The sequence below is a fragment of the Spirillospora sp. NPDC049024 genome (genome assembly GCF_040649235.1).
Taxonomy (GTDB): Bacteria; Actinomycetota; Actinomycetes; order Streptosporangiales; family Streptosporangiaceae; genus Spirillospora.
Genome location: NZ_JBEZFD010000017.1, coordinates 138,853 through 159,536, shown reverse-complemented (window position 1 = coordinate 159,536; position 20,684 = coordinate 138,853). Strand labels below are relative to the sequence as shown.

Genomic DNA, 20,684 nt, shown 5'->3' with positions numbered 1-20,684 from the left:
GGCCCCGCGGGCTCAGCGGAACCGGCGCCGGCCGATGACGAGCAGGATCTCGCGCAGCGCGTCGGCGGCGTCCCGGACGTCCTCCGGCGCTACGCGGGCCATGACCTCCTCGTGCACGGCGCCGGACGCGGCCAGGGCCCGCTCGGTGACGCGCAGCCCGTCCTCCGTCAACTGGACGAAGCGGCTGCGGGCGTCGCCTGCGTTGGCCTCGCGCTCGATGTAGCCGGCCTTCTGCAGCCGCTGCAGGACGTTGCTCGTCCCGCCCGAGGTGAGGAACGCCGACCGCGTGAGCTCGCTCGGCCGGAGCCGGTAAGGCTCGCCCTCCCGGCGCAGCACGGTCAGCACCTCGAACTCGGCGTAGGTGAGGCCGAGTTCGGCGAGCGGGCCCCGCAGGGCCTGCTGCACCAGCATGGCGACGCGCCCGGCGCGCTTGCTCAGCTCCAGCATCGCGATGAGCGGCTCGGACAGCCCGTCCCGCCGCCACGCGTCGGCCACGGTGTCGATCTCATCCCTGCGGGTGTCGATCTCGTCCCTGCGGGACCCGGTCTCGTCCCCGCGCACGCTCTCGTCCTGCACGCCCCGAGCGTACTCGCTCAGCCTGTTGCTTTTTAAAAAGCTAACTCTTAAGCTTTCGAGCATGACAACGACTCTGCTGCTCACGAACGGCCTCGTCATCGACACCGCGCCCCGGCCGGCCGTGCTGGGGACCGCCGACGTGCTCGTCGAGGACGGCCGCATCGCCGCCGTCGGCCCGGGGCTCGCCGCCCCGGAGGGCGCCGAGACCATCGACGCGACCGGCCGCATCGTCATGCCGGGCTTCGTCGACACCCACCGGCACACCTGGCAGGCGGGGATACGCGCGGCCGTGGCCGACGGCACGCTCCCCGCCTACCTGCAACGCGTCCTCGGCGAAATGGCACCCCGGTACCGTCCCGAGGACGTGTTCGCCGGGACGCTCGCCGGCTCCCTGGAATGCCTCGACTCCGGCATCACCACGCTGGTCGACTGGTCGCACATCCAGCTCGGCCCCGGCCACACCGAGGCGAACATCGCGGCGCTGCGGGAGTCCGGCATCAGGGCGGTGTTCGGGTACTGCTACGGCGGCGACGGAGACCTCGGCGCGCTCGCCGCCGAGACCGGCCGCGTCCACCGCGAGTACTTCGGCGGCCCCGGCGGCACCGTCACGATGACGATGGCCGCGCTCGGCCCGGAGATCGCGGGCCCCGAGCGCGCGCTCGCCGAATGGCGGACGGCCCGCGACCTCGGGCTGTCGGTCACCGCGCACATGGGCGGCCACGGCGCCGAGAGCGCCGCAAGCGGCCTTGCGTTCCTGGACGCCCACGGGCTGATGGACCACCCCGCCATGTACGTGCACGCCAACTTCTACACCGACGAGGAGCTGAAGCGGATCGCCGGGAGCGGCGGGACGGTCTCCGTCGCCCCCGCCATCGAGGCCGCCGTGAACATCGGCGCCCCGCCCACCGGACGCGCCCGCGCGGCGGGCGTCCCGACCGCGCTCGGCGCCGACACCGTCGCCTGCGGACCCGGCGACATGTTCAGCGTCATGCGCGCCGCCTACGTCCTCGAACGGGGCCGACCGGACGGCGCCGGCCTCGGCTTCACCACCGCCGACGCGCTCCGGATGGCGACGATCGAGGGAGCCGAGGCCGCCGGGCTGGCGGACGCCACCGGGTCGCTGACCCCGGGCAAGCAGGCCGACCTCCTCGTCCTGCGCACCGACACCCTCGGCGTCGCGGCGGCCCACGACCCCGTCGCGGCCGTGGTGCTGGCGGCCGACACGCGCAACGTCGACACCGTCCTCGTCGGCGGCCGGGTGGTCAAGCGCGGGGGAGCGCTGACGGGCCACGACGTCCCCGCCCTGCTGGCGTCGCTGACGGAGTCCGCCGCGCGCGTGACGGCGGCCTGAGCCGAGGAGAATCGTCGGCCGCACGTGGCATGCTGATCTGCGTGGAGTCCGAGATAACGATCCGCGTCGCCGACGAGTTGCTGATGTTCCTGCCCGCCGCCCGGCGGGCGGCCCCGGCCCGCGTGCCCTACGACGGGACCTCCACGCTGGGGCACCTCGTGGAGTCGCTGGGCGTGCCGCTGCCCGAGGCGGGCCCGATGACGGCCGACGGCGAGCCCGCCGGGCCCGCCACCCGGCCCGCGGTCGGAGCCGAGGTCCGCGTGGCGGCGGTGCCGCGCCCCCAGCCCGTCCCGCTGGACCCGGGCCAGGTCGCGCCGCGCTTCCTCCTCGACGTCCACCTCGGGACGCTGGCCCGGCGCATGCGCCTGCTCGGCCTCGACACCGCCTACCACAACGACATGGACGACCCGGCGCTCGTCGTCCAGGCCAACGAGGAGCGCCGCGTCCTGCTCACCCAGGACCGCGGCCTCCTGCGCCGCCGCGCGCTGTGGTTCGGCGCCTACGTCCGCGGCTCGCGCCCGGACGACCAGCTCCGCGACCTGCTCGACCGGTTCGCGCCCGTCCTGCGGCCGTGGACGCGCTGCACCGCATGCAACGGCGAGCTCGTCCCGGTCGACAAGCAGGAGATCGAGCGCGAGCTGCAGGCGGGCACCCGCCGCAACTACGACGTCTACGGCCGCTGCGCCGACTGCGGCCAGCTGTACTGGCGCGGCGCGCACGGCGACCGCCTGGAGGAGATCGTCCGCGACGCGACGCGACTGGTCGACGCCCTCCGGGAAAACGGAACCGGACGGACCGGCGCCGCGGTCTGAGGGAGAAGCACGGAGAGGAGTTGGTCGCGATCGATCTCGTGGTGGTGGGTGCGGCGATCCTGTCGGAGGGGCGCCTGCTGGCCGCCCAGCGCGCGGAGCCTCCGCACATGGCGGGCGGCTGGGAACTGCCCGGCGGCAAGGTCGACCCCGGCGAGTCGGACGAGGACGCCCTGGTGCGCGAGTGCCACGAGGAACTCGCCGTGAAGGTCCGCCTCGGCCGCCGCGTCGGCGGCGACTGGCGCCTGAGCGAGCGCAGCCTCCTCCGCGTCTGGACGGCCGAGATCGTCGAAGGCGAACCGCAGGCCCTGGAGCACCTGGAACTCCGCTGGCTCACCCCGTCCGAGCTCTACGACGTCGACTGGCTCCCCGGCGACCGCCCGGTCATAGACCTCCTCGCGGCTCAGGGCCTCAGCTGATCCGGTTTGCGCCTGCGTAGTCGGAGCGTTCGGAGAGTTTGGAGATCTTGACCACGTCGCCGGTCTGGGGGGCGTGCAGGTACTTGCCGTCGCCGAGGTAGATGCCCATGTGGTGGAGGTTGCTGCCGAAGTAGACCAGGTCGCCGGAGCGCAGTGAGCCGCGCGAGACCTTGGTGCCCATGGCGAACAGGTCGCCGGTGTAGTGCGGGAGGCCGGGCTTGCCGACCTGGGTGTAGGCCCAGACGACGAGGCCGGAGCAGTCGAAGCTGTTCGGTCCGGCGGCGGCCCACACGTACGGGGAGCCGAGCTTGGTGAGCGCCTTGCGGGCCATCTTGGCGGGCAGGTCCGAGCCCTTCACGGTGGCCGTGAGCCCGGTGCGCGGGTCGCGCGCGTGGGTTGTGGTCAGCTTGTCGAGGCGCTTCATCACCTCGCCGACCTTGGACTTGGCCGCGTCGCGCGCCTTCTTGGCGTCGTCCCAGGCCTTCTTGAGCTGCGCGCTCTTGGCCTGCGCGGTGCGCTGCGCGGCGTCGGCCTGGTCGATCTGCTTCTTCAGCGCGAGGACGGCGGTGGCCTGGCTCTGCGCGAGGTAGGCGCGGTCGGACAGCCCTTCGGCGGACGCGCCGGAGCCGAAGAGGACGTCGGGGCCGCCGGCCATGTAGTTGGCCGCGGCCAGGCTGCCGAGCCGCTGGCGGGCGGGCTCGGCGAGGGCGCGCAGCCGCGCGGCCTCCTTGGTGGCGTCCTGCTCGGCCTTGCGGGCCTTGCCGAGCTCCACGCGGGCCTTGTTGAACTTCTCCGTGAGGATCTCGGCCTCTTCGTTCAGCGCGTCCAGGCTCTTGCGCAGGCCCTTCTCCGTCGTCGGGGTCGGGCTGGGCGCCGCCGGCGCGGCGGCGAGCCGGGACGGCTGCGCGGCGCGGGCGACGTTCGGCGCGGCGGCGCCGAGGCCGATCAGGAGCAGGGTGGCGGTGGCGGTGGGCATGATGCGACGCCGCCGACGGGAATCCGGAACCAAGCCGGTGTTCTCCTCTCCTCGCACGCCTACCGGGTTAGCTGACGGGTTCGGGCCAGGAGTCGCCCTACGACACGTGTCGATTCACCCCGAGGGTGGTGGGTCCCCGGTTCTCCCGCATCTCGGGAGATTCGGCGTTCCGGCCGCAGTCCCGGGGGAGGGGACTTCGGACGACCGGATCTCGGGAAGATTACAAAGAACGAGCAAAGTTCGCCAATCGGGGCCGGTGTGACCGGCGGTACGAAACGGCTCGGGATGGATGGTACGCACGGCCAAGTAGAATGGGGGACTGCCGCGTGTCTGCGGCGATCCCCGAACTCTCACGCAAGGCGAACCCGCATGCCCATCTCCACGCGCGACGACCTCCGTAACGTCGCGATCGTCGCCCACGTCGACCACGGCAAGACGACGCTGGTCGACGCCATGCTCTGGCAGTCCGGGGCCTTCCGCGAGAACCAGGACGTCGACGACCGCGTGCTCGACTCCAACGACCTGGAGCGCGAGAAGGGGATCACGATCCTCGCGAAGAACACCGCCGTCCTGCACAACGGGCTGACGATCAACATCATCGACACCCCGGGCCACGCCGACTTCGGCGGCGAGGTCGAGCGCGGCCTGTCCATGGTGGACGGCGTCGTCCTGCTGGTGGACGCCAGCGAGGGCCCGCTCCCGCAGACCCGGTTCGTGCTGCGCAAGGCGCTCGCCGCGAAGCTGCCGGTGATCCTGGTCGTGAACAAGACCGACCGCCCCGACGCGCGCATCGACGAGGTCGTGGACGAGACCTACGAGCTGTTCATGGACCTCGACGCCGACGAGGACCAGATCGACTTCCCGATCGTGTACGCCTCCGGCCGCGCCGGGCGGGCCTCGCTCGACAAGCCCGCCGACGGCGCCATGCCCGGCAGCGACGACCTGGAGCCGCTGTTCAAGGTCATCACCGAGACGATCCCGGCGCCGTCCTACGACCCGGACGCCCCGCTCCAGGCGCACGTGACGAACCTGGACGCCTCCAGCTACCTCGGCCGGATCGCGCTGTGCCGGGTGCACGCCGGCACGATCAAGAAGGGCCAGCAGGTCGCCTGGTGCCGGCACGACGGCACCATCGAGCGTGTGAAGATCACCGAGCTGCTGATGACGGAGGCGCTCACCCGCAAGCCCGCGGAGGAGGCCGGCCCCGGCGACATCATCGCGATCGCCGGCATCCCCGACATCATGATCGGCGACACCATCGCCGACCCGGACGACCCGCGCCCGCTGCCGCTGATCACGGTGGACGAGCCGGCGATCTCCATGACGGTCGGCACCAACACCGGGCCGATGGCGGGCCGTGAGAAGGGCACCAAGGTCACCGCCCGGATGGTCAAGGACCGGCTCGACCGCGAGCTGGTCGGCAACGTGTCGATCCGGGTGCTGCCGACCGAGCGCCCCGACGCCTGGGAGGTCCAGGGCCGCGGCGAGCTGGCCCTGGCGATCCTGGTGGAGAACATGCGCCGCGAGGGCTACGAGCTGACCGTCGGCAAGCCGCAGGTCGTCACCCGCGAGATCGACGGCAAGAAGCACGAGCCGGTCGAGCGGCTCACCGTCGACATCCCCGAGGAGCACCTCGGCGCGGTCACGCAGCTGATGGCGGTCCGCAAGGGCCGCATGGAGCACATGACCAACCACGGGACGGGCTGGATCCGGATGGAGTTCCTCGTCCCCGCCCGCGGCCTGATCGGGTTCCGCACCGAGTTCATGACCGAGACGCGCGGCACCGGCATGGCGCACCACGTCTTCGAGGACTACGAGCCCTGGTTCGGCGAGCTGCGCACCCGGCCGTCCGGCTCCCTCGTCGCCGACCGCTCCGGCGCCGCGACCGCCTACGCGATCACGAACCTCCAGGAGCGCGGCACGTTCTTCGTCGGCCCCACCACCGAGGTGTACGAGGGCATGATCGTCGGGGAGAACTCCCGCGCCGACGACATGGACGTCAACATCACCAAGGAGAAGAAGCTCACGAACATGCGGTCGTCCACCGGCGACGAGCTGGAGCGGCTCACCCCGCCCCGCCTCCTGTCGCTGGAGGAGGCCCTGGAGTTCTGCCGCGAGGACGAGTGCGTCGAGGTGACCCCGACCGCCGTCCGCATCCGCAAGGTGGTCCTCGACGCCAAGGAGCGCGAGCGCACGCGCGCCCGCACCAAGCGCGCGGGCTGAGCAGGCAAGCGAAAGAGGCGGCCCCGCGGTTCCGGAGAACCGCGGGGCCGCCTCTTTTCGTCGCGTGCCGCTCAGTTCAGCTGGACGGTGCCCGTCACGTCGGCGGCCAGGCGGAGCTGGTCGCCGTCGCGGAGCGGGGCCTCCACGCCGCGGGGGAGCCGCTCGCCGTTGACGAACGTCCCGTTGGTGGAGCCCTCGTCGCGCACCCACGCCGTGCCGGACGGGTCGAGCCACACGGTCGAGTGGCGCCGCGACACGTTGTCGTACTGGGTGAACGTGGCCGCCACCGGCGACTGGCCCGCGTCGCGGCCGAGCACCAGGTGCTGCCCGACGGAGACCTTGAGCTCGCCCGTCGGGAACTGGACGCGCAGGACCGGCGTGCCCTTCTGCGGCAGCGGGCGCAGGCACGAGTCGCACTGCGCCGCGCCCGGGTTGGTCAGCACCGCCTCGCAGTACGGGCACATGAACGCCGTGCTGTCGGGCGCGGGCGGGCGCTGGCCCTGGTTGTGCTCGTGCGGCAGCAGCGTCGCCTCACGGCCGTGCGGCGGCAGCGGCGGCTGGCCCCCGTGCTGCGGCTGGCCGTGCGGGGGCTGCCCGTGCTGCGGCGGACCACCGTGCTGAGGGTGGCCGCCGTGCTGGGGCTGGCCGCCGTGCTGCGGCTGCCCGTACGGGGGCTGCGGCTGCGGCGGGCCGAACTGGTGGTCGCCCGGCCCGGGCTGCGGCGCGCCGTACTGGTCCTGCGGCTGGTACTGGTCCTGCGGCTGGCCGTACTGCGGCTGCTGGTACTGGTCCTGGGGCGGCTGGTACTGGTCCTGAGGAGGGGACTGGTACTGCTGCTCCGGCCCCGGGGACTGCTGCGGCGCGCCCCACGGATCCTGGGGCGGCTGCTGCTGCGGCATGCCCCACGGGTCGGCCGGCTGCTGCTGCATGGGCGCCTGGCCCCCGTGCTGGGGCTGGCCGCCGTGCTGGGGCTGCCCGTGCGGCGGCTGCCCGTGCTGGGGCTGCCCGTACTGGGGCTGCCCCTGCTGGTCGGCGGGGGGCTGCTGCGGCGGCCCCCACGCGTCCGGCTGCGGCTGCGGCGGGCCCCACGGGTCCTGCGGCTGCGCGGAGGGACCCGGCTGGTGCGGGGCCTGCTGCTGGTACGGGTCGTTCTGCTGCGGCTGGCCGTACTGCGGCTGGCCGTGCTGAGGCTGCCCGTACTGCGGCTGCCCGTGCTGGGGCTGGCCGTACGGCTGGCCGCCCTGCGGCCCCGGCGGCGGGGGGACCCGCTGGTCGTACCCGCCCGGGCCCGGCTGGGGCGCGCCGCCGGCGCGCGCCAGGTTGGCTCCGCAGCTCATGCAGAGCAGATCGCCCGGCTGGACAGGCTCGTCACAGACCGGACAGTTCAAGGTCGCCATGACACATCCCCCGAGCGCACCCCGGCGCGGTCGAGCCTCGACGTGAGGTGCTCCATGTCACCCCGTCGCGGGATCCCGATGTAGTACACCCGCCTTCCCTCCGGCCCTTCGTCCACGGACACCTGTACTCGGGGCCCTCTTCCTTCAGTGTCGCCGACGCCGGCCACTGCCCCGTACCGCTCGCGTCCCAGCTGGGACACCGGCACGACACGCTGGTTGGCCGACCCCCTCCAGAGTAGAGAGCCGTCCCCGGAGTGTCGCCCCCCCGGATTGAGCCGGTCGACGTACGGCCCCGTGATCACGGCGTCGCACATGTCCACGATCTCGCGCGTCACCGCGGCGCGCGAGAGCCGAGAGTAGGCATATCCGCTGTAAACCAATATGTCCAACGCAATCGTCTCACGGCCGCGATCCTCCCGCCACGCGCGGATCCCCCGCACCAGAGCCGCCAGCGCGGCCGGCTGCTGGAAGGGCTCACCGCCCGAGATGGTCACCCCGTCGACCGGTTCCGGCAGGGACGCGAGCCATCCTAGAACCGCGTCGACGGGGATCGCCCGTCCCGGGTCGGCGTCCCACGTGTCGCGGGACAGGCAGCCGTCGCAGTGCAGTGTGCAGCCCTGCGTCCAGATGCCCGCCCGCGTCCCGGGGCCGAGTGTGGTCACCGGGTAGTGCGCCTTGGCGAGCAGCAGCGTCTCGCCGGCGCCGTCTCCGGCCGCAGGGGGCCGACCCGTGCTCACTGGAGGTCCAGATGCACGATGCTGCCCTCGCGCCGGATCCCCGTCACGGTGACCTTCTCGTCAGGGACGAGCTCCCGGTCGAACAGCGCGCGCGCCAGCGGGTTGACGAAGTGCGACTCCAGGGCCATGCCGATGCCGCGCCCGCCCTTGTCGAGCTCCTCCGTGCACCACCGGCGGAGCGTCTCGAGCGCCTCGCCCTTCACGGCCAGGACGAGCCGGTGCTCATCGGTGACCCGGCGGCAGATGTTCGCGAACTGCAGGTCGAAGATCTTGTGCGCGGCCTCGGCGGAGATGAAGTCGAACACCACGATGTTGTCGCCGAACCGGTTGAGCAGCTCCGGCCGGTTCAGCACCTCGGTGAAGTGGTCGGCCACGGCGCCCTTGATGCGCTGCTCCACCTCGTCGTAGGACATCCCGGGTGTGATGTTCTGCACACGCTCGGGCGATCCGAACGGGGAGGCGTCGCGGGCCGTCAGGTCGCGGCCCGGCACGTACATCCCGAGGTTCGAGGTGAAGATCAGGATCGACTCGGAGAAGTGCACGGTGTTGCCGCGGCCGTCGGTGAGGCGGCCGTCCTCCAGGATCTGGAGGAACTTGTCCAGGATCCGGGGGTGCGCCTTCTCGATCTCGTCGAAGAGGATCACCCGGAACGGGTCCTCGCGGACGGCGTTGGTCAGCTCGCCGCCCGCCTCGTGGCCCACGTACCCGGGCGGCGACCCGATCAGCCGGTCGCCGGACCCCTCGCCGGAGAACTCGCTCATGTCGAAGCGCAGGTAGGCCGACTCGTCCCCGAAGACCAGCTCGGTGATCGCCTTCGCCAGCTCGGTCTTGCCGGTGCCGGTCGGGCCGGCGAAGAACAGCACCCCGCGCGGCCGGCTCCCGGACCGGGTCGCCTGCGCGCCCGACAGGCCGAGCACCGCCCGCTTGAGGATGTCGAGGGTCTTGGTGACGGCCTGCGGCTGCCCGATCACCCGTTCGGGGACGCGCTTCTCCCCGTCCAGCACCCGGCGGCGCAGGTGGCCGCGGCTCCACGGGTTGTCGAGTACGCCGAGCTTGTAGGTGCGGACCGCGTCCGGCAGGTCGGCGAGGTCGACGTTGCGCTCCTTCGCCAGCCGGGTCACCTCGATCATCGACTGGAGGGTGAGCCCGTCGGCCTGCTCGGCGAACGCGTCGCAGGCCGCCGCCGCGGCCTCGTCGGCGGAGACGTCGCCGACCCCGAACGCGCGGGCCAGCAGCCGCGCCGTCTCCTGCCGGTCGCCGAGGTGCGGGCGCGGGATCGTGATCTCGCGGATGTTCTCGTTGTCGGCGGTGAGCCACGGCGGCAGGTCGCCGGGCCGCTCCACCAGCCAGACGACCGGGTTGTAGAGCGGCTTCGGCCGCGGCCCGGTCACCCGCACGGGCCGGGCGCTGCGCGACAGCTTCGCGCAGAACCGGAAGAAGTCGCGCTCGGCCGGCTCCAGGTCGGTCGGGGTGCGGGCGATGCGCGACGCCGAGTCGATCACGAACGCGGCGCGGACGTTCTCCTTCGGACGGGCGACCGCGGCCAGGTAGCGGGTCAGCCCCTCCAGCGACGGCTTCTCGTCAGCCTTGATCTTGCCGAGCAGCCGCTCGGCCGCCGCGGCCGCCTCGGCCCCGGCGGCGTCCTCGGGACCGGGGACGATCTGCAGCCCGTCCACCGGGTCGTACACGGCCATGAAGGACGCGCCGCTGGAGCGCAGCGTCTCCCACAGCAGGGCGCGCAGCGGCAGCAGCTGGGCGGGCGCGCCGTCCGCCGCGGGCGAGAGGAAGCTGTCGTACAGGTTGCCCGACAGGACGTACTGGGAGTGCACCGAGAGGGTCGCGTCCAGCTCGCGGATGAAAGGCGGCCAACCCTGCAACCGCCCCCCGAGGGTCGGCGAATCAATGCTCATCTAGCGCGCTCCCCAATCGCTCCGTCCGCGCCTCCGCATCTCACTTGTGACGCTCACGGGAGCGTTCGCGTTGGCCGACACGGCCCCTAGTCTGCCGGTTCCGCGCCGAAACCGGCAGCTCACGGACGCCCGGGTCCAGGCGCCAGCCCACGTCGGAGCGGATCCCCGCGTCGGCGAGCCGCTCGCGGGCGGCCTCGAACGCGTCGCACCACTCGCGCTCGCGCTCGACGTCCAGCCGCCGGTCGTCCTCGCTCTCGGCGGGCCGCTCGCGCACCATCGACGCCCGCACGTGCGCGGCGTCCTCCACGCGCATCCGGACGCTGTGGTCGGGCCAGGCGCCCTTCGTCAGCGTCAGCGTGCCGTCCTCGGCGGTCAGCGTCTCGAACCCCGCCTGGACCTCGTACCCCATGTCCTCGAAGGCGGCGGTGATGGAGTCGAGGACGTACCGGCGCTCGGCCTCGGCCTGCTCGGCCGCCTCGCGCTCGGCCGCGCGGCGGCGCTCCTCCTCGCGCCGCTCCCGGACGCGGTCGTTGGCGTCCTGGATGCGCAGCCGCACCTCCTGCAGGACGCCCTCCGCCTCGTCGGCCGTCGCGACGCCGGCGAGCAGCCGCGCCGCCTCCGCCACCGCGCGCCGCTCCTCCTCGGCCGCGTCGGGCAGCAGCCGCGCCATGATCCGCTCCAGGTCCTCCCGGACGCCGGCGTCCTCCCGCGGGGGCGGCGGGGCGCCCTGCCCGAGGTCGGCCGACAGGCCCCCGGCGGGGACGGCGAAGATCTGCGTGCTGACCTGCGCGGCGAGATGCTCGGACAGGTGCCGCTCGGCCTCGTCCAGGACGGGGTCCGTGGCGGCGCACCAGGCGGTCAGCTCCGCGGGGGACAGTTCGGCCGGGTCGAGGGGCTCGGGCAGCGCCACGTCCGCGCCGATCTTCGTGCGGGTCTCGGCCAGCGCGGCGATGCGGGCGCCCCGCTCCACCACCTCGCGCAGCGCCCGCTCGTGCGTCTCCACCTCGGCCAGCGCCGCCGCCCGCGCCTCCGCCCGCCCGGCGGCGCGCGCCGCCAGCGCCTCGGCCGCACGTCCGGCCAGCCCGGCGCCGCGCCCGAGGACGCGGTTCATGCCGAGACTGAGCACGACCGCCGCGTCCAGGGCGATGTCGGCGTCGATCCCGCTGCTCAAAGGGTGCCTCCGTTCGTCCGCGCCAGCCGCCAGTGATGCAGCCGCACCCCCGCGGCGATCACGTGCGCGGCGGAAACCGCGACCATGACGAGGATCCACAGCATGCTCGCGATCGACGTCAGCGCCCCGATCACGAGGAGGAGCAGCACCACCGGCACCGTCGCGCCGAGCAGGGCGATCGCGCAACCGGTCTGGCAGCCGCGCCGCCCGCCGCGCCGCGCGGCGCCCGACATCGTCTGGGACGCCTGGGACAGCCCGCGGCCGCCCGCCCCGAGGATTCCGGAGAACATCGCCCACGGCCCGTGCGGGAGGTAGTCCGCGCCCTGCGTGCGCGCCACCATCACTTCGGCGCCGCAGTGCACCGCCCACGCCAGCACCGATATGACGGCCAGGACCCCGAACGAGATGCCGGAGGGAGAGGAGCTGTGGAGGCCGACCGACGACGTGCCCTCGTCGCCGCCGCCCCCGCCGAACAGCGACCCGACGACCCAGCTGCCCGCGAGCCAGAACAACAGCAGCGGCACCGTCAGCGCGACCGCCTTCGCCACGGCCGCGCCGCGCCCGGCGAGCCGCCGGCGTTCGAGCTCGGCCCACCGCGCGCGGAGCGCCTCCTCGCGCTGCGCCGCGGCGTGCCGCTCGCGCGTCCGCGACTCGCTCTCCGCGACGGCCTCGGGCGCGGCCCGCGCCACCGCGAGCAGCCGCAGCGGGTCGTCGCCCGCCCCGTCCGCCATCCAGGTGAACCACGGCACCGGCCCGGAGACCGACGCGCGGGCCCGGGCCGCGCTCTCGGCCACCAGCCGGTGGGTCTCCGCCGGACGCGTCGCCAGCGCGAGCAGGGAGAGCAGGACGGTCGGCGGCTCCTCGGCCCCGGCGTCGGGCAGACGCCTCGCGAGGCCCGGCGGCGCGACCTCCTGCTCGCGCAGCCAGCGCGCCAGGTCGTTCCACGCCGCCACGTGGGCGCGCCACTGCTCGTCGACGCGGGCCAGGTCCTCGCCGCCCTCGAACCCGGCGAGCACGTGCAGCAGGCGGTGCTCCCACAGCGCCCGCCCGATCAGGCAGGCGGTGCGGTGGTCGGGATGGCGCTGGTCGCCCGCGAGCGCCGCAAGCCCCGGCAGGTCGCCGGACGCCGTCCGGCGGCCGAGGAAGTGCGGCGGCATCGACGGGTCAAGCCACAGCGCCAGGTGCAGGAGCTTCACGTCCGGCGGCAGCGCCGTCGCCAGGCAGCCGTCGACGAGCGCGATGCGGCTGTCGTCCGGCACTTCGGCGAGCCACTCCCGCAGGCTCCGCCACGCCTCGCCGGACTCGCCGCGGCCGAAGAAGTACTGGGCGGCGTGGTCCCAGTTCTCGACGAGCGCGCGCGCCAGCGCGCGCCGGTCGGAGTAGCGCCGCCCCCGGAACGGCAGCCCGCCGCCGACCTGGACGCTCTCCTCCGCGACCTGCGGAGACCCCCCCTCCAGCCACTGCCGTACCTGCTCGCCCGCCCACCGCTTGCGCGGATCGCGGGTCAGCAGCCCCTGGCACAGCAGCCGCAGGCCCGGGTCGCGGACGTCGTCCGCGCCGACCGGCCGCGTCGCGAGGTGGTCGACCACGACGGTCTCGCTCAGCCCCTGGAACGGCGCCCGGCCCGTCGCCAGCTCCCGGACGATCATGCCGAGCGACCACCAGTCGCGCGCCGGCGACACCTGGCCGGACAGCGACTCCGGCGCCGCGTAGGCCAGCGTCCGCGACGACGAGGCGAACACCACGCTCTGGTCGAGCACCTTGCTCAGCCCGAAGTCGGCGATCGCGAGCCGCACCGGCTCGCGCTCCAGCACGAGGACGTTCTCGGGCTTGAGGTCGCGGTGCACGATCCCCGCCCGGTGCAGCGCCGACAGCCCGGCCGCGAGCTGCGCGGCGATCTCACCGACCGTCCCCTCGGGGAGCGGCCCGTCCATCAGCGCCCGCAGGTTGCCCTCCGGCGCGTACTCGGCGACCTCGTAGTCGCGCCCGTCCGCGTGCCCCGTCTCCAGGATCCTCAGCACGTGCGGCGAGTCGAGCGCGGGCAGCTTCGCCCACACCTCCCGGTCGGCGCGGTACCCGCGGCGGAAGATCTTCGCGACGAACTCCGCGCCGCGCTCGTCCCGCACGAGCATCAGGTCGGACTCGGCGCCCTGCACCGGGAGCTCGGCCACGACCGAGTACCGCTCGCCGAGCACCGCCGGCAGCCGCATCAGCGAATCGCCGGGCGCCGCACCCTCGCGCCGTGTCTCCGCCGCATCCCGCGGCTCCGGCACCCGCGCCTCGCGCCGCGTCGCGCCGGCGTCGCGCCGGGTGTCCCGCGGCGGGGTGCCGCCGCCGGATCCGTTCTCGTCCACCAGCGGCCCCGTCTAGCTCTTGTCCTTGATGACCCGCGGATACTCAGCGATCTTGAACTGGTCGACGAGGACCTTGTCCGCCTTCGTGGTGACCATGTGGTTGAAGTCGAGGTCGAACAGCGCCCCGAACACGCCCTTGCCCGCCGGGTCGCGTGGGGGAGGGGCCCAGCCCTGCTGCCGGTACCGGGGCCCCATCGCGGGGGCGCCGGGGCCCGCCGGACCTTGGTGGCGGGGACCGGGGACCGGGCCGGGAGGCTGCGCACCCGGTGGGGGACCGTAGGGGCCTGGCGCCTGCGGGCGCGAAGGGTGACCGGGTTCTGAAGGGTGCGTCATCACCGTCGTCTCCAGTTAGGGGCGCCTACAGGAAGACTCTAGAGCCTGCCCCCGTCCCAACGGCGGAACGGACGCCGTCGCATCCGGCACGTGGACGGCGAGGACAGGCCGATGTCACCCAGAGGGCGCCACAGCGACGCCGGGCGCGTCCATCGACCGGAACCAGTCCCGCAACTCGGCCCCGTCGAGGAGGGCGGGGGCGTCGGCCCCCACGTCGACCGGTCCGTGCACGTGCCCGGACGCGCCCGCCACGCGGCAGCCGGCGAGCCGGGCATGCGAAAGCGAGGTCGTGCGCTCCGCGGGCCCGAAGGAGCAGTCGCGCAGGTCGGCCCCCCGCAGATCCGCACGGGCGAGGTACACGGCCATCAACTCCGTTTCGCGCAGGTCGGCTTCGCGCATGTCGGTGCGGCTGAGATCGGCCTTTATGAGGTCGCATCCCCGGAACACGGCGCCCCGCGCCTCGCACTCGAAGGCGACCGCGCGGAAGAGCACGGCCGAGGTGAGATCGGCCCCGTTCAGCAGCGCGCCGTTGAGCGTCGCGCGGTTCAGGTTCGCGCCCACGAGCCGCACACCTTCGAGTCCGGCGCCGAAAAGTCCCGCCGAACCCAGATCGAGACCGGACAGATCCGCACCGGAGAAGTCGAGGAAATCGCCCTCCAGAGCGGGCGGAACCCGCAGCGGGCCCCGCCCCGGCGCCTCCGAGTGCACCGCCAGAGCGTCCAGGTACTCCTCGAGCGCCGCGCGTGCGTCCGGCGCGGCGGGCCATGACCGAACTCCGCTGCGCGTGGTCACATAGTCGGCCATCGGAGCGAGATCACCTCCGCCATTCCACTCGGGCGGGCGACCGATCACCGAGGCAAGGCCGCTGACCTGCGGAGCAGCACGCCCGCGGTGGAATACCGGACGGACGAGGCCGCCGCGCGGCTGACGAATGGCCGAGGCCCGCAGCCGGTTTCGGCTGAGCGGCATGCCGCCCGGGGACGAACGGCTCGACGACCAAAGCGAATCGGGCCGGGGTACTGCGCCTGCACCGCCGACCCGTTGCCCGGCGCGCCGTTACGCTGGCCCGGAGCCGGGAGGATGCGGAGCGATGTACGGCTACAGGTGCGACGACTTCGGACTCACCGAGCTGGCCAGTGCTCATTTCGTCTCCTCCTGGTGGTGCCACTACGACACCGGGCTGGACCTTGTCCGGGAGCTCGCGCGGGAGCAGAACGCCGGCGCGAGCCAGGGATACCTTTTCGATGCCGAGCTGCTCGACGCGTCGCCCCTCACCGCCGGGCGCCTGACCTACCTGCTCCCGGCCCCCGGCGACGACCCCGCCGACCAGGCCTGATCAGACGCCCCACCTGCCCCGGAGGCGGGCGGCCGGTATCGCGGACGGGAGGGCGGTCTCCCCGCCCCCGGTGTGAATCGCCGGCGTCCCGATCGCCTCGTTCTGACATCGTCACCAAACCGATACACGAAACGGTTCCCTGGCACTACATCGAATACTTCGCCTCCGCAAGCCCGAACACTCTCCGTGATCGACTCCGAGTAATCAATAGCCGCCCCACCAGCCACTTCAGTTCCGATTATTTTTCAACTATTGACGCCGTAGCGGCGAGGAGGGATCTTGTCCAGGGCCCTGGGACCTAATTGGTGGCCGGTTGTGGACCCCCCGCCCGTCGTTGATCAGCACCCGGCGCTTCGGGAGAATGGCCAGGTGGTGCGGCCTTCGGGGGGTGGATTGGCACGTTCCACTCCTCGGACCGGAGTCGGCGGAGGCATCCTGCGGCCGTCCGCCTCCGGTCGGGAGGATCTCTCGGTCGGCCCATGCCAGAGCCGATGTGTCAAGATTTCTCGAACTTGTCACCTACCGCTGGGAACCTTGGCAATGCACGTGGCATCGAACAATGCGATGCTCCCGGTTTTGACGCCGGCTCCCCCTGCCGGAAGGACTAATCACTTGAGTGGTGACAGCCGTGGTGACTATCGTCAGCGAACCCGTAACCAGGCGAATAAGTCGTCTGTCGTCCGTTTGCCGTTGAGGACGGGAGGGGTCCACCCGGTGAGGCCCGAAGATCACCCGAGGCGCCCGTGACCGCGGTCGTTCTCGTCGGAGACTTTCCCAGCACGGGCATTCTGCAGGCCACGGTGGCGCAGCGGGTGGTCGCGGAGGGCCCCGGCGGCGAGGGCGCGCCCGCCTTCATCGATCACATGGCGCACGCCCTGCGGCAGCGCGGCGCCGTGCTGGTGCTTTATCCGGCCTGGAAGAAGGGCCGCGCGGAGCGCCTGGTCCGCCTGGCGCGCTCCGCCCTGCTCACCGACCGGATCGCCGGGCTGTCGCTGGACGTGCCCCCGCTCGCGCTCTCCCTGATCGCCGATCAGTTGATGTTCGCGTCGGCCTACGCGCGGCCCGGCGTCCTCGCGAGCCTCGGCCACCGGCTCTGCGAGACCGTCCATGCGGGCGCCTGGGTGAACAGCGTGGCGCGCCTGGAGCACATCAAGACCGGGCTCGGGGCGCACGTCTCCTCCTACCTGCCGGGCGGCGGCTTCGCGGTGACAGCGGGCGCGCACCCCGAGGTGCACCGCATTACCGCCTCCAAGCCCGTCCCACAGCTCGCGTCGCGGCCCGTCGACCCGGTACTGCTGCTGGTGGCCGACGCGAACGGCGATGCCGAGTGGCTCCAGAGCAAGATGCGGCCGGTGCTCGCGGCCGTGTCCTCCACCGCGGTGGCACCGCAGCCGATGAGCGCGGAGTACTGGGGAACGAAGAAGTACACCGAGTTCGTCGCGTTCAGCGGCCACCCGCAGGCGCTGCAGAGCCTGCTGGCAGGCTCCCGCTACAGGGCGTGCGGATGGTGCGGCGAACCCATCGCCCTGCCCGAGTGCCCCTTCTGCCTGATGGTGCAGCCGACCGAAGAGGCGTCACCCGCCGGGCACGTTCCTCCGGGACACCACCAGCCGTCCACTCACCCGGTCCAGCCCGCGGAATCCCAGCCGCGGCCTCCCCAGCCCCCGGCCCCTCAGCCTCCCCAGCCCCCGGCGCCTCAGCACCAGGCACCGGCTCCTCAGCAGGCCCAGCCGTCGGCAGCCCCTCCTCAGCCCTCCTGGCCAGAGACTCCGCCGGCTCCCGAGCCCCAGCCTGTCCGGCCTCCTCAGGGCCCACCCGACCATTCGGAGGCGCCGCCGACACGGCCGCAGTACCCGAACCGCTTCGGAGGAGGCTCGCCATCGGCACCCCCGCCGGGTGGGCAGTCTCCATGGGGACGTTCCGAGCGCCCTGATGCCACGCAGGCCGTCTCGCCGGAAGGTGAGGAGCCTCGCGTCCCGGCGCGCAAGGAACCCGTCCTGGCAGCGCCGGTCGAAACGTTTCCGGAAGCGGCGGGTGATACGGACGCGGCCCAGGACTCCGGCTTGGACGGCCCGGAGGACGACCGGACGCGCATCCAGGCGCCCCCGGGTTCCTGGGGCCGGGCACGGCCGTCCGGCACCCATCGGACCGGAGAAGCGGGCGCCTCGGGGGAAACGGCGGAAAGCTCCGAACCCGCCGACACGAACGCGCGTCCAATCCAGACCGAAGACCCCCCCTCCATCAGCACGCTCCTGAACGATGCCGCGCCCCGCCGGGCGGCGGCCCCTGACTCCCCGCCAGAGCGGACGCCCCGGACGACCCCCGACGACGAGTGGCGCACAGGAACCGTCGTCTTCCGTCGGCAGCACCGCCAGTGAAGCCTCCCTGACCCCCTGACCAGAAACGGAGTCCCATGAACCCGCGCCAGCGACGTGGAGTTCTGCTGATGATCCTGGCTGCGCTCGGCGCCGTTGCCGTGTTCATCAGCATCATCGGCTATGTCGGCTCTGTTCGGGCCGAGGTCGGTGTGAAGACCGACGTGCTCCAGCTCAAGCGAGCGGTCCCGGCCTACAGCCCGGTGACCGCGGACGACCTCCAACGCATCCGGGTGCCGAAGAAATGGTCGCCGAACACGATGGTGACCGATGTCGCCCAACTGGAGGGCAAGGTCGCCGCCGCCGACATCCCGGCGGGAGCCTTCCTGCAGGCGGGGATGATCGTCCCGGGCCCGAGCCTGCAGCCCGGCCAGCGCGAGATCGCCATCATGATCGACGCGGAGACGGGCGTGGCGGGCAAGGTCCACGAGGGCATGCCCGTCGACATCTATGCCACCTACCAGTCGCAGAAGGGCAACGCGCAGCAGTCCTGCGCGGCGCGGATCGTCAGGGCGGCCAGGGTCATCCAGATCGGCCAGGAGACCAAGGTCAAGGACGAGAAGAACAGTTCGGTGACGCAGTCGCAGGTGCCCATCACCTTCGCGCTCAGCGCCCAGGACAGCCTGAAGCTCACGCGCGAGGAGAGCTTCGCGGAGAAGATCAGGCTCGCACTCATCGGCGGATCGGGGTCGGGCGTGGACGGCGTCAAGCTTCCCCCGGTCTGCGAGACGCTTCCGGCAAGGTGATATCGGATGACCATCCAAGTGCTCCTCGGCATCGAGGACCGCGAGCTCGCCGCCTCGCTGACCGGGCAGTTCCGCGAGCTGCCTGACATCCAGGTCCTGGCGGTCGAGGCGACGTCCAACCACCTGGCGGGCACGGTCGCGACCGTCCCGCAGCTGGACGTGGTGCTCGTGCACCAGGGGCTCGGGCCGCTGCCGGCCCTCGACCTCATCCGCGACCTCGTCGTCCGGCAGCCCCAGCTCGCCGTCATCCTGATCGCCGACGACGCGACGGCCGAGATGCTCGCGGCGGCGATGGCGGCCGGGGCGCGCGGCGTGATCTCCAACGAGCCGACCCTGTCGGAGCTGCAGAACCGCATCCACCAGGCCGCGGAGTGGTCGCGCACGATGCGCAGCCACTTCGGCTCCACGGACGTCGCCGGGCAGACCGGGCGGCTGGCCAGGCTGGTGACCCTCTGCGGGGCCAAGGGCGGCGTCGGCACGACGACGCTCGCGATCCATCTCGCAATCGCCACGGCCGCCACGGGGCAGAAGGTCTGCCTGGTCGATATGGACCTCCAGAACGGCGACATCCCCGGCTATCTGGACGTCCAGCACCGGCACAGCATCGCCGACCTCGCCGCGGCGGCCGGGGACCTGGACGGGGCGGTGGTGGCCGAGGCGCTGTTCGTCCACCAGTCGGGTCCCCATCTGCTGCTGGCACCCGGGCACGGGGAGGATGCCGAAGAGATCTCGGCGCGCGCCGTGCGGCAGATCCTCACCGTCGTCCGGTCGCGGTACGACGTGGTGATCGTGGACGGCGGGACGCACATCGCCGACGCCAACGCGATGGCGGTCGAGCTCGCCGACGAGGCCGTCATCGTCGCCACCCCGGACGTGCCGGCACTGCGGTCCGCGCGGCGGCTGGCGAGGATGTTCACACGGCTCTCGATCCGCAAGGAGGAGGAGCTGAGCGTCCTGCTCACCCGCCAGGACAAGCGCAACGAGATCCAGCCCGAACTCGCCAAGAAGATGGTCGGCTCCCCGCTGCGGGGCGTGACGGTGCCGGCGGCCTTCCGCGCGCTGGAGGAGGCGGCGAACACCGGTTCGCCCTCCGCGGTCAAGAACTCCGATTTCCGCAAGGCGATCGGCAAGGTCGCCGCGGACCTCGGCCTGGTCGGCGGGGTGGCACCGGCCGCCGGCAACCCGGTGCGCCTGCAGAAGGGCGGCGACCGCGGTGCGGTCGCGGTGGAGTTCGCCGGGCTCCTGCCGCTGATCCTGCTCGTGTTCCTGCTGGTGTGGCAGGTCGTGCTGGTCGGGCTCACCTCCACCTACTCCAGCCACGCGGCGAACGAGGCCGCCCGGGCGGTGGCCGTGATCGGATACGACAAGCGCGACACCCCGGAGGCGAGGGCCAACCGGGAGGAGGTCCGGCGCCGCGCGATCAGCCGCATCAAGGGCGACTGGAAGGACCGCGACCACCTCACGATCAACGTCGTCGACGGCTACGCCGTGGTCACCATCGACACACCCGTCCTGCTGCCGGGGCTCCGCAGCTCGTGGGGCATCCAGACCAAGACCAAGATCGTCGACGAGGGGGAGGGGTGAGGTTCGTGGCCGTGCGCGACACCAGGAGCCGGGGCGAGTCCGGCGCGGTGGCGCTGGAGTACGCGGGTGTGGCGCCCCTCGCCCTCTTCGTCATCTTCCTCGCGTTCCAGGCGTACATCTCCTTCACCAGCGTCTCCCGGGTGGAGAACATCGCCCGCACCGGCGCCCGCGAGGCCAGCCAGCGCTATGACCCGAACCAGTGCGTCAGGTACGCCGAAAGCGTCCGGCCCGCCTGGCTCAACGACTACAAGATCGAGGGCGGGAAGACCCAGGTGGCCGACGGCGACGCGGTCTACTGCCACGTGGAGGCCAAGCTTCCGATCCTGTTCAAGGGGATTCCTCTCGACTACACCGTGAACCGCACCGTCACCATGCCGCTGGGATAGA

General features: G+C 72.7%; 19 protein-coding genes and 1 riboswitch. Of the genes, 10 read left to right on the top strand and 9 right to left on the bottom strand.

Annotated features, from left to right (window positions below):
* Window positions 1-12 precede the first annotated feature (12 nt).
* Window positions 13-576 (bottom strand): MarR family winged helix-turn-helix transcriptional regulator, encoded by a 564-nt coding sequence (locus AB0C21_RS29075; RefSeq protein ID WP_500208478.1) that lies wholly within the window; start codon window positions 574-576, stop codon window positions 13-15.
* 61 nt (window positions 577-637) lie between these two features.
* Between AB0C21_RS29075 and AB0C21_RS29070 the strand changes: the two genes are divergently transcribed.
* The 3 genes from AB0C21_RS29070 to AB0C21_RS29060 are packed head-to-tail and all read left to right on the top strand — an operon-like array spanning window position 638 to window position 3,155.
* Window positions 638-1,927, top strand: a complete 1,290-nt coding sequence (locus AB0C21_RS29070; RefSeq protein WP_500208477.1) for an amidohydrolase family protein — start codon at window positions 638-640, stop codon at window positions 1,925-1,927.
* Between the two features lie 29 nt (window positions 1,928-1,956).
* Window positions 1,957-2,739, top strand: a complete 783-nt coding sequence (locus tag AB0C21_RS29065) for a Mut7-C RNAse domain-containing protein (RefSeq protein ID WP_500208476.1) — start codon at window positions 1,957-1,959, stop codon at window positions 2,737-2,739.
* Between the two features lie 29 nt (window positions 2,740-2,768).
* Window positions 2,769-3,155 (top strand): (deoxy)nucleoside triphosphate pyrophosphohydrolase, encoded by a 387-nt coding sequence (locus AB0C21_RS29060; protein WP_149261225.1) that lies wholly within the window; start codon window positions 2,769-2,771, stop codon window positions 3,153-3,155.
* On the opposite strand, the gene AB0C21_RS29055 is transcribed toward AB0C21_RS29060, so the two are convergent.
* Window positions 3,148-4,131, bottom strand: a complete 984-nt coding sequence (locus AB0C21_RS29055) for a C40 family peptidase (RefSeq protein WP_500208474.1) — start codon at window positions 4,129-4,131, stop codon at window positions 3,148-3,150. The two genes, AB0C21_RS29060 and AB0C21_RS29055, sit on opposite strands and share 8 nt — an antisense overlap.
* A 40-nt stretch (window positions 4,132-4,171) precedes the next feature.
* Window positions 4,172-4,308: riboswitch (cyclic di-AMP (ydaO/yuaA leader) on the bottom strand.
* A 192-nt stretch (window positions 4,309-4,500) separates the two neighbouring features.
* Here AB0C21_RS29055 and typA point away from each other — a divergent pair.
* The gene (gene typA / locus AB0C21_RS29050) at window positions 4,501-6,354 is read left to right on the top strand and encodes a translational GTPase TypA (protein WP_500208473.1); all 1,854 of its coding nucleotides are present in this window, start codon (window positions 4,501-4,503) and stop codon (window positions 6,352-6,354) included.
* Window positions 6,355-6,425: 71 nt separating this feature from the next.
* On the opposite strand, the gene AB0C21_RS29045 is transcribed toward typA, so the two are convergent.
* A complete protein-coding gene (locus AB0C21_RS29045; RefSeq protein WP_149260883.1) occupies window positions 6,426-6,818 on the bottom strand; it encodes an FHA domain-containing protein in 393 nt (130 codons plus the stop codon).
* 48 nt (window positions 6,819-6,866) lie between these two features.
* Here AB0C21_RS29045 and AB0C21_RS29040 point away from each other — a divergent pair, with 48 nt between their 5' ends.
* Window positions 6,867-7,835 carry a hypothetical protein gene (locus AB0C21_RS29040; protein WP_500208535.1) on the top strand — a complete coding sequence of 323 codons (969 nt, stop codon included), beginning with the start codon at window positions 6,867-6,869 and terminating at the stop codon, window positions 7,833-7,835.
* On the opposite strand, the gene AB0C21_RS29035 is transcribed toward AB0C21_RS29040, so the two are convergent.
* From AB0C21_RS29035 to AB0C21_RS29010, 6 genes are all read right to left on the bottom strand, one after another.
* Window positions 7,739-8,413: a 4Fe-4S single cluster domain-containing protein gene (locus AB0C21_RS29035; protein WP_500208472.1), complete on the bottom strand. Its 675-nt coding sequence runs from the start codon at window positions 8,411-8,413 to the stop codon at window positions 7,739-7,741. The genes AB0C21_RS29040 and AB0C21_RS29035 overlap by 97 nt on opposite strands.
* A 71-nt stretch (window positions 8,414-8,484) precedes the next feature.
* Window positions 8,485-10,398 carry an AAA family ATPase gene (locus AB0C21_RS29030; protein ID WP_500208470.1) on the bottom strand — a complete coding sequence of 638 codons (1,914 nt, stop codon included), beginning with the start codon at window positions 10,396-10,398 and terminating at the stop codon, window positions 8,485-8,487.
* A 40-nt stretch (window positions 10,399-10,438) separates the two neighbouring features.
* Entirely contained in the window at window positions 10,439-11,569 is a 1,131-nt protein-coding gene (locus tag AB0C21_RS29025) for a response regulator receiver protein (RefSeq protein ID WP_500208469.1), read from the bottom strand.
* Complete coding sequence (locus AB0C21_RS29020) at window positions 11,566-13,923, bottom strand: serine/threonine-protein kinase (RefSeq protein WP_500208467.1); 2,358 nt, start codon at window positions 13,921-13,923, stop codon at window positions 11,566-11,568. Before AB0C21_RS29020 ends, AB0C21_RS29025 begins: the two co-directional genes overlap by 4 nt.
* A 12-nt stretch (window positions 13,924-13,935) precedes the next feature.
* Entirely contained in the window at window positions 13,936-14,118 is a 183-nt protein-coding gene (locus tag AB0C21_RS29015; RefSeq protein WP_500208466.1) for a hypothetical protein, read from the bottom strand.
* A 252-nt stretch (window positions 14,119-14,370) separates the two neighbouring features.
* Window positions 14,371-15,225 carry a pentapeptide repeat-containing protein gene (locus tag AB0C21_RS29010; protein ID WP_500208465.1) on the bottom strand — a complete coding sequence of 285 codons (855 nt, stop codon included), beginning with the start codon at window positions 15,223-15,225 and terminating at the stop codon, window positions 14,371-14,373.
* A 121-nt stretch (window positions 15,226-15,346) separates the two neighbouring features.
* Here AB0C21_RS29010 and AB0C21_RS29005 point away from each other — a divergent pair, with 121 nt between their 5' ends.
* The 5 genes from AB0C21_RS29005 to AB0C21_RS28985 all read left to right on the top strand — a co-directional run bounded on the left by AB0C21_RS29005 (window position 15,347) and on the right by AB0C21_RS28985 (window position 20,683).
* Window positions 15,347-15,592: a hypothetical protein gene (locus AB0C21_RS29005; RefSeq protein WP_500208463.1), complete on the top strand. Its 246-nt coding sequence runs from the start codon at window positions 15,347-15,349 to the stop codon at window positions 15,590-15,592.
* A 743-nt stretch (window positions 15,593-16,335) separates the two neighbouring features.
* Complete coding sequence (locus AB0C21_RS29000; RefSeq protein WP_500208462.1) at window positions 16,336-17,970, top strand: hypothetical protein; 1,635 nt, start codon at window positions 16,336-16,338, stop codon at window positions 17,968-17,970.
* A gap of 68 nt (window positions 17,971-18,038) precedes the next feature.
* The gene (cpaB, locus tag AB0C21_RS28995; protein ID WP_500208461.1) at window positions 18,039-18,713 is read left to right on the top strand and encodes a Flp pilus assembly protein CpaB; all 675 of its coding nucleotides are present in this window, start codon (window positions 18,039-18,041) and stop codon (window positions 18,711-18,713) included.
* A 6-nt stretch (window positions 18,714-18,719) separates the two neighbouring features.
* Window positions 18,720-20,297: a CpaE/TadZ family protein gene (locus tag AB0C21_RS28990; protein WP_500208459.1), complete on the top strand. Its 1,578-nt coding sequence runs from the start codon at window positions 18,720-18,722 to the stop codon at window positions 20,295-20,297.
* Window positions 20,294-20,683: a TadE/TadG family type IV pilus assembly protein gene (locus AB0C21_RS28985; protein WP_500208457.1), complete on the top strand. Its 390-nt coding sequence runs from the start codon at window positions 20,294-20,296 to the stop codon at window positions 20,681-20,683. Before AB0C21_RS28990 ends, AB0C21_RS28985 begins: the two co-directional genes overlap by 4 nt.
* The last annotated feature ends 1 nt before the right edge of the window (window position 20,684 follow it).

Excerpts from the sequence above, each read along its gene's own strand:
- AB0C21_RS29045 (WP_149260883.1), bottom strand. The coding sequence starts at position 6,818 with ATGTGCCCGTACTGCGAGGCGGTGCTGACCAACCCGGGCGCGGCGCAG.
- cpaB (WP_500208461.1), top strand. The coding sequence starts at position 18,039 with ATGATCCTGGCTGCGCTCGGCGCCGTTGCCGTGTTCATCAGCATCATC.
- AB0C21_RS29005 (WP_500208463.1), top strand. The coding sequence starts at position 15,347 with ATGTACGGCTACAGGTGCGACGACTTCGGACTCACCGAGCTGGCCAGT.
- AB0C21_RS29070 (WP_500208477.1), top strand. The coding sequence starts at position 638 with ATGACAACGACTCTGCTGCTCACGAACGGCCTCGTCATCGACACCGCG.
- AB0C21_RS29055 (WP_500208474.1), bottom strand. The coding sequence starts at position 4,131 with ATGCCCACCGCCACCGCCACCCTGCTCCTGATCGGCCTCGGCGCCGCC.
- AB0C21_RS29010 (WP_500208465.1), bottom strand. The coding sequence starts at position 15,225 with ATGCCGCTCAGCCGAAACCGGCTGCGGGCCTCGGCCATTCGTCAGCCG.
- AB0C21_RS29015 (WP_500208466.1), bottom strand. The coding sequence starts at position 14,118 with ATGGGGCCCCGGTACCGGCAGCAGGGCTGGGCCCCTCCCCCACGCGAC.
- typA (WP_500208473.1), top strand. The coding sequence starts at position 4,501 with ATGCCCATCTCCACGCGCGACGACCTCCGTAACGTCGCGATCGTCGCC.
- AB0C21_RS29030 (WP_500208470.1), bottom strand. The coding sequence starts at position 10,398 with ATGAGCATTGATTCGCCGACCCTCGGGGGGCGGTTGCAGGGTTGGCCG.
- AB0C21_RS29065 (WP_500208476.1), top strand. The coding sequence starts at position 1,957 with ATGCTGATCTGCGTGGAGTCCGAGATAACGATCCGCGTCGCCGACGAG.
- AB0C21_RS28990 (WP_500208459.1), top strand. The coding sequence starts at position 18,720 with ATGACCATCCAAGTGCTCCTCGGCATCGAGGACCGCGAGCTCGCCGCC.